Source organism: Kribbella albertanoniae, from assembly GCF_004348455.1.
GTDB classification, from domain to species: domain Bacteria; phylum Actinomycetota; class Actinomycetes; order Propionibacteriales; family Kribbellaceae; genus Kribbella; species Kribbella albertanoniae.
Map to the genome: position 1 here is coordinate 1 of NZ_SMKA01000359.1, position 7969 is coordinate 7969.

Genomic DNA, 7969 nt, shown 5'->3' on the forward strand with positions numbered 1-7969 from the left:
GGTGGACAGTGGTGGCGGTCCGGCAAGCGGACCAACGGGTGGGTCTGCTGGGTGCGGTAGGAACACCGATCCAACGTGCGGTCAGCTGACTGTTAGCACCTTGGAGGGGGTTTGGGTGCCCTGGTGGTCGGCGTCGGCGAGCCAGACGACGCGGTAGGTGTAGGTACCCTTCGCGGTCGGCTTGATGACGAACGAGTACTTGCCGTTGGCCGACAGCAGGCCCGTGCCGGCCGCGACCCAACTCGTCCCTGACTTGCGCTGCAGGTAGGCCTTGGTGCCCTGGTGCGGCGGCGTGAGGTAGCCGTAGAAGTTGCTCGTGGCACCCAACTTGATCGCAGCCGGTGTCAGGTACGACGAGATCCCGGGCCGCACCTCGACCAGCGCCACCGCGCTCCGCGTACCGAGCAGACCGGCGGCACCGTTGTAGCCCCACTGGTAGTGCGTGGAGACGCCCGGCTTCTGCACCGAGGTCGCAACACCGTTCGCATCCGACGTCACCGTGGCGATCGCCGTGTACGCCGTCGCGTTCTTCGCCTTCGCGTAGAGCACGATCGGTGCACCACTCAGCGGTCCACCATCAAGCCGGGTGACGGTCGTCGCGACGCTGACCGATCCGCCGTACGTGATCCACGCGCCGCTCGCCGTCACCGTGGCCTTCGTCCCAACGAGCAGTACGTCGGCGCCCGGGCTGACCTTGCCCGTACTGTCCTTCACCCAGGCGCGGAACGCGTAGCTGGCCGAGTTCGCCAGCCGGCTGACGGTGTACAGACTCGCAACCCCGTTGTAGACCGACGAGCCCGACGTCACCAGCGGCGGCGGTGTGGAGCCGACGGCCGTGCGGATCATGATCTGCCCGAGCGTCACCCCGGCCGGCTTCGTCCAGCGCAGGGTCGCCGCAGAAGACGCACCCGTGACCGAGAAGTTCGTCACGGGAGGCGGCAGCGCGGTCAGATCGGCGTAGTTCCGGTCGATCTGCATCGATACGCCGCCATGCGTCTCGGTGACGTCACCGGCGTACTGATGGACGCGCTCGTGGTTGGTCCACGTGGTCGAAGGTACGAACCGGCTGGTCCCGACCGGCGTGGAGCCCCAGTGCGCGAACCACAGGTTGTCCGGCCGCGTGTACGCCGTACTGGTGAAGGCGCTCGCGAAGTCGGCGCCGACCGAGCTGGCCGAGCCGTAGACACCGCCCTGGTAGCCACGGGCGTGGAGCTCCTGCGTCCAACCGCTCACATACGACAGTACGGCGGCCTTGCACGCAGCCGTCGACGTGTAGTGCTCGATGTCGCTGTAGATCGCACTGCGCGGCGCGAACCCCAGCCCCTGCGCAGCCAGGACCGCCTGCGCCGCGGCGGTCTTGCCCTGGCCGAGCGCCGTCGCCGGCTCGGCCGACATCTTCTTCTCAGCGCTGAAGGTCGAGCACGGCGCCTGCAGGCCGACGTCGATCAGCAGGAACTGCCAGCCCTTGCCCGCGTTCGTGGTCACCCAGTCGGGCGTCAGGTTCGGCTGGTCGCAGCGCCGGACGCCACCGCTGATGTAGATACCGATCCCCTGGAAGTCCGGCTTCCAGGCGTCCATCGTGGCCTGCGGCGGCGCGGCACACGCGTCGAACGCCTCGCCCTTCAGGGTTCCGGTGGCAACAACCGACGGCGCGACGGCGGCCGGCTGGGCCACCTGGGCGACGCGCGACTTCGACACGACGCGCCCGGTCCCGAGGACCTCGGCTGCGGCGCGTTCCGCACCTGGTTCGTAGTACGCCGTCGCCAGCACGCCGGCATCCTGGACGACGCGGCGCAGCAAGCCCGGCATGGACGGGGTCGCGGTGACGAGCGGTTCAAGGACCAGGCCGTGACTGCGGCCGGCGGCATCCGCCGGGCAGTTCGACTGCGCCGTACTGCGGCCGAGATACACCGCCGGCCGGTCGAACCGGACGCACGCGGTCGGGTCGGCGGACAGGTCCACCACCGCCCAGTCGGACGGCACGGTCACCTGATAGCCGCGGTACGAGACGGTGCGGGTCTCCTGCGCAGCAGCTGGGCCGGCGGCGGCAACGCCACCGACCAATCCAAGGGCGAGAGCGACCACCCCAGGTCTGAACAACCTCACAACAGCTCCTCACTGATGACGGACGGCGGAGCCCCAGGCCCAATCCGTTCTTCCCCCAAGTCAAGCTGCCTCTGCACGCAACTGTCGAAGAGCATCCGGCACTCGACTCGATGCCCGGATGCTATCGGCGATCGGACCTCGCCACGCCGCCGTTGCACTAAGTGGCAAGCTCCCGCGCGATCACTTCAAGCGGTACGGCGCGGGCTTCAGCAACGACTGCGGTTGCCGCGATCCCCAACTGCCGGCGCGCTTCGGCCTCGGCACCTTCGCGGGCGTCGAGTTCATCGGGCACGATCTGCGGCGCCCCGATCCGGATCCGCTCCAGCCCGGCCACCGTCAGCAACCGCAGCGCCTGCACCGGACGGCCTTCGGCCAACTCGACCCCGGCGATCAGGTCCACCGCATCGATCACGCCTTCGGTGAGGTTGATCTCGCGATAGATCCGCAACGCCTCGAGCGACAGTTCGCGTACGTCGGCATAGTCGCCGAGCTGATGCCGGACCAGCGCCAGATTGCAGAGCGAGGCACCCAGCCCGCGGAGGTCGTGCTGCGCTCGCCAGACCGCACAGACCTCCAGAAACACCTCTTCTGCCTGGTGAGTCCGACCGAGTCCGCGGAGTGCGGCGCCGACCAGATTCTGCGCCGCCGCACACAACCGCTCGTTGGCCAGTTCGCGGAAGATCTCGACTGCCTCGGTCGCCTGCTTCAGGCACAGCTCGTAATCACGGCCGGCGAGGCTGGTGATCCCGAGTCCGATCAGGGAGGCGCCGTACCCGCGGTCGTCACCGAGCTCCCGGAACATCTGCAGGGCCTGTTCCCCGAGCACCCGCGCCTCGCCGTACTGGCCGCTGTTGCGGGTCAACGAAGCGGAGACCCGGATCGAGGTGGCTCGTTCGACGGTCGGCTCCGGATCGGCGGCCGCGAGTGCACGCCGCAGCCAGTCGCGGCCGCTCTCGATCGCGCCGTGACTCCACCAGTACCACCAGGTCGGTGTGACGAGCTGCAGCACCAGCGGCGGATCGTTCTCGAGGGCGAATTCGATCGCTCCCCGGAGATTCGCTTCCTCCAACCGGAGTTCGCGATCCAGTTCGGCATGGTCGGCACCGCCGTACCGCTCGGTCCGCCCGGCCAGGTCGGCACACCAGCGCGCATGCTCTCGCCGTACGGCGTCCTCGTCGCGACCGAGCCGATCCAGCGCGTAGTCGCGGATCGATTCCAGCAGCCGGTAGCGCCGACCGCCCTCGCCGATCGTGACCGTCAGCAGCGAGCGCTCGTGCAGGTCGGCCAGGATCACCGGGATCTCGGCGACGTTGATTCCGTTGCCGCCAGCAACTTGTTCGGCCGCCTCCAGGGTGCAGCCGCCGGCGAACACCGCGAGCCGGTTGAGTACCGTCCGGGCGGGCGGATCGAGGAGCGCGTGACTCCAGTCGATCGCGGCCCGCAGGCTCGAATGCCGGGCGCCCGAATCCCGGTTGCCGGCCACCAGGAGCCGGGTCCGCTGGTGGATGCGGGCGGCCAACTGGTCGAGCGTGAGGGTGCGAATCAGACCGGCAGCCAGCTCGATGCCCAGCGGAAGATGGTCGACCGCGGCACAGATCGCGGCGACTCGCTCGTCCCCCGGCAGCAGATCTTCGGAACGGCATCGGACGCGGAACAGCTCGGCCGCTGCCTCCGGATCAAGCTCGCCGAGCTGATGAGTCTGCTCGGAACGCAGACGCAGCGGTCGCTGGGACGTGACGAGGATCGACAGCCGCTCCGCCTTCCACTGCAGCGCTCTGACCACCTCGGCCACGCCGTCGACGACATGCTCGGCGTTGTCCAGAACCAGCAGCGCGCCAGCCAGATGCTCAGCGCATTCAGGCAGCGGATCACCGATGCCGGGGTCGACGCCGATGGCTGCCGCAAGCGCCGGCGCGACCGCTGAGTCGCTGGTCAACGCAGCCAGGTCGCACCACGCGATCGGCCGATTCCCACGCCGTACGGCGATCGCCACTTCACGCGCGAGCACCGTCTTGCCGGCGCCCGGACCGCCGACGATCGTCACCAGCCCCGGGCGGTCGAGCTCGTCGATCAGGGTGTGGACGTCGTCGGTTCGGCCGACGAAGTGAGCGCGTGGAGTCAGCCAGATCAGGTCGGGAAGGCGGCTCGGCACGGGTGCTTCAGGTGCCTGCAGCAACGGGTCCTGACGGAGGAGCCGCAGCTCCAGATCGGTGGTGGCTACCGACGGATCCACACCCAGCTCATCGGCCAGTCGGGCCCGCAGGTGCTGGATTCGTGCGAGCGCATCGGCCTGCCGGCCCGCGCGGTAGAGGGCAATCACGGCCAGGCCGGTGAGGCGTTCATCGAGCGGGTGAGCGATCACCAGGCGTTCCACGTCCGCGGTGACATCGATCCCGAGATCCAGCTCGAGCTCGACCCGCTGCACGAGCAGTTCGCGGTGCAGGGCATCGAGTTTGGTGGCCTCGACTGCGACGAACGGCACGTCCCGCAGGTCGGCGAAGGCCGGTCCCCGCCATTCGGCGAGCGACTCCGCGATCACGGCCAGCGCGCGCTTCGTTTCGCCGGTACGACGTAATGCGGCCGCGCGCGGTACCGCCTCCTCGACGGCTTCCACGTCCGGCATCCCCGCATCCAGTGCATAGCCGCCGGACTCCCGCCGTACCAGGGAGCTGTGCGAGCCCAACGCGCGGCGGAGCCGGTGGGACAGGACGCGCAGGCGCTCGGCGACACGCTCCGGCTCAAGCTCCTCGTCGCCCCAGAGATCGCGGGCGATCGCGTCACTGGGCACCGTCCGGCCGTGCGCGAGCGCGAGCCGCACCGCGAGGGTGCGCTCCATCCGCCGCGCGATCTCGAGCGACGCCTCCCCGACCCTGAACCCCACCGGTCCCAATACGTGCAGATCCAGCCGGTGATCCCCCGATCCCGTCATGCGCTCCATGATGTCAGCCCGACCGGTCGGCCCCGCAAGAAGCTTTCGGGCACTCAACCCGCGTCGGTCAGTGATCAGCCGGGTGATCCGGCCTAGGATTTCGCGGTGACTGATCTCGATCTGTTCGGCGACCTCGACGCGAATGCTCTGCCGGAGCGTCAGCAACGGATCCTGGTGGTGATCCGGGACTGGGTGCAGCGGCACGGGTACTCACCGAGCAGTCGCCAGATCGGTGACGCGGTCGGCCTGCGCTCGTCGTCGTCGGTCTCCAAGCACCTGACCAGCCTCGAGGACAAGGGCTTCCTGCGCCGCAGCCCCTCGGTCTCCCGGCCGATCGACGTCCGGATGTTCCTGCCCGAGTCGGCCGCCCGCGAGGACGACGGCACGAACGTCTCGGTCCCGGTCGTGGGCGACATCGCCGCCGGTACGCCGATCTCCGCGATCGAGCACCTGGACGACGTCATGCAGCTCCCCCGCGAGCTCACCGGCCGCGGCAACGTCTTCGGGCTCCGCGTCCGCGGTGAGTCGATGATCGACGCGGCCATCTGCGACGGCGACATCGTCGTGATCCGCCAGCAGCACGAGGCGCACTCGGGCCAGATCGTCGCGGCGATGATCGACGAGGAGGCCACCGTCAAGGTCTACAAGCGCCGCAACGGTCACGTCTTCCTCGAGCCGCGCAACCCCGCCTTCGAGGTCATCGACGGTGACAACGCGGCGATCCTCGGCGTCGTCGTCTCGGTGCTGCGCACCGTCTAATCGGCCTGCGGTACGACGGTGTAGCCGCGCGCCCGGATCGCGTCGAACCCACGCTCGCGGATCTCGGCGGACGGGAACACGGCGACCACCTTCTTGGTGACCAGGTCGAACTCCGGTGGCGCGACCCCGAGTTCACCGAGCACCTTGGTGATTGTGCGCGTGCAATGACTGCAGGTCATATCCGGCACCTCGAACACTTCGGCTTCGGCGTCGGGGGCCGGCTGGGCGTGCTCGACGACGGACGGCACGACCTCGATGTGGTCGAGCAGCTCCACGAACGTCTCCACGAAGGTGTCGGCGACGAGTGCGAGCACGCTCGTCCGGCCCTCGGCGTACAGCTGGGGACTGCGGGCGAGACAACGCGGTCGCTGGCCGGGCGCGAGCCGGCTGTACTGCGGCGTGCTCGGGAGCGGTTCGAGGGATTCGTCTTGCGCGTGGGCCAGCTGGGCGTCCTTCATTGCGCGGAGCGCGACCACAGTGTCGACGGAGTAGCGCACGCGGCCGGCGAACGTGACGAGCGACGCCGGGATCATCCCGCGCCGGTAGGTCGACGCCTGCAATCCCCAGTACCAGGTGGTCGCGACCGCGTCGAAGATACCGCTCTCTCCGAGTCCACGCGCCAGCTCCGCAGCATCGCCGTACGGGGTCTGGGCCACGAGAAACGCGTGCTGAGCGAGCGTTCTCGCGGCCGCGTCCACGCCGGTCCGGAAGATCTCGACCGGGGTCCGGTCGGTGGTGGTTGCCGCTAGCAACTTGATCGCGTTCTCAGGGAGTTCCGCCGTACGGCGCTCCAGCTCTGCGTCGTTCTCGAGCCGCGACCACAGCTCGAGCGTCGCCTCTCTCGCGACGACCGGGACGACCGCGCCGAGCGGTCCGGTGTGCGCGACGTTCACGATCCCGCGACTGTCGCGCCAGGTGATCCGATGCGTCGCCGAGGTGACCAGGTACGGCGGGCACGGGGACATGGACTTGGTCACGTACTCGAGTTGCGACCCGCTCAGCTGACCGCCGAGAACGCGCGCAACCGCCTCTTCGCGGTACTCGATCCGTTGCTCCTCGACGGGGTGTGCGGCGTTCTGCAGCAACCCCGGTACGGTGAGCTCGAACAAGATCCGCGCCACCTCGGAGCGATCGTCCGAGAGACGTGGTTCAGCGGTCATCGGCGCCTCCCGGGACTCCAACGGCACTCCCGAGTCTAGGAACTGCCGCCGCGTCGGGCCTTGTCGCGCGGCGTGTCCGGTCTACTGTCGACCAGTGAGCAGCACGCAGGCAGACAGCCCCAAGGCGAGCGAGAGCCTTCTCACCGTGATCGTCGCCCTGACCGCGAACATCCTGATCGCACTCGCCAAGAGCGTCGTCGCCGTCATCACCGCCTCCGCGTCGATGGTCGCCGAAGCCGCCCACTCCTGGGCCGACGCCGGCAACGAGGTGTTCCTGCTGATCGGCGAACGCCGCGCCGCCAAACCCGCCGATGCCAGTCACCCACTCGGTTACGGGCGGGTCGGCTACATCTGGTCGATGTTCGCGGCGTTTGGGTTGTTCGCCGTCGGTGCCGCGGTCTCGGTCTGGCACGGCATCCAGTCGCTCCGCAGCGGGGAGCCCGAAGAAGCGTCGTACACCTGGGCGTACGCCGTACTCGGGATCTCGTTCGTTCTCGAGAGCATCTCGTTCCTGCAGGCTCTTCGCCAGACCCGCTCGGCCGCCTCGCTGCGCCACGTCCGCCCCCTGCACTACGTCAAAGCCACCTCGAACCCGATCCTGCGCGCAGTCTTCGTCGAAGACCTGGTCGCCCTGATCGGCATCCTGGTAGCCGCCGCCGGCATCGCCCTGCATCAAATCACCGGCAACGCCGCTTGGGACGCCATCGGCTCGATCGTCGTCGGCCTCCTGCTCGGCTTCGTCGCCCTCTTCCTGATCAGCCGCAACACGGACTTCCTCACCGGCGAAGCCGTCAGCCCCGCCGCCCACAACCGCGCCCTCGACGCACTCCTCGAACACGAGGAGATCGAAGCCGTCAGCTTCCTGCACATGGAATGGGTAGGCGCCGACCGCATCTTCCTCGTCGCCGCCGTCGACCTCACCGGCAACGCCCCCGAATCCGACGTAGCCGCCCGCCTCACCACCATCGAAGACGCCCTCAACGCCCGCCCCGAAATCCAGCGCGCCCTCCTAACC

5 protein-coding genes are annotated in these 7969 nt (G+C 68.9%); 2 read left to right on the forward strand and 3 right to left on the reverse strand.

Annotated features, from left to right (window positions below; all coding sequences use genetic code 11):
• Positions 1–81: 81 nt before the first annotated feature.
• Positions 82–2106: a DUF1906 domain-containing protein gene (locus E1261_RS41255; RefSeq protein WP_238176774.1), complete on the reverse strand. Its 2025-nt coding sequence runs from the start codon at positions 2104–2106 to the stop codon at positions 82–84.
• Between the two features lie 157 nt (positions 2107–2263).
• Entirely contained in the window at positions 2264–5035 is a 2772-nt protein-coding gene (locus E1261_RS41260) for an ATP-binding protein (protein WP_165952818.1), read from the reverse strand.
• Positions 5036–5140: 105 nt separating this feature from the next.
• On the opposite strand from E1261_RS41260, the gene lexA reads away from it, so the two are divergent.
• On the forward strand, positions 5141–5794 hold the full coding sequence (gene lexA / locus E1261_RS41265) for a transcriptional repressor LexA (RefSeq protein ID WP_132415210.1): 654 nt from the start codon (positions 5141–5143) through the stop codon (positions 5792–5794).
• On the opposite strand, the gene E1261_RS41270 is transcribed toward lexA, so the two are convergent.
• A complete protein-coding gene (locus E1261_RS41270) occupies positions 5791–6954 on the reverse strand; it encodes a heavy-metal-associated domain-containing protein (RefSeq protein WP_132415211.1) in 1164 nt (387 codons plus the stop codon). The two genes, lexA and E1261_RS41270, sit on opposite strands and share 4 nt — an antisense overlap.
• 94 nt (positions 6955–7048) lie before the next feature.
• Here E1261_RS41270 and E1261_RS41275 point away from each other — a divergent pair.
• Positions 7049–7969: cation diffusion facilitator family transporter (locus E1261_RS41275; RefSeq protein WP_202875436.1), on the forward strand; the 921-nt coding region annotated here is incomplete at its 3' end.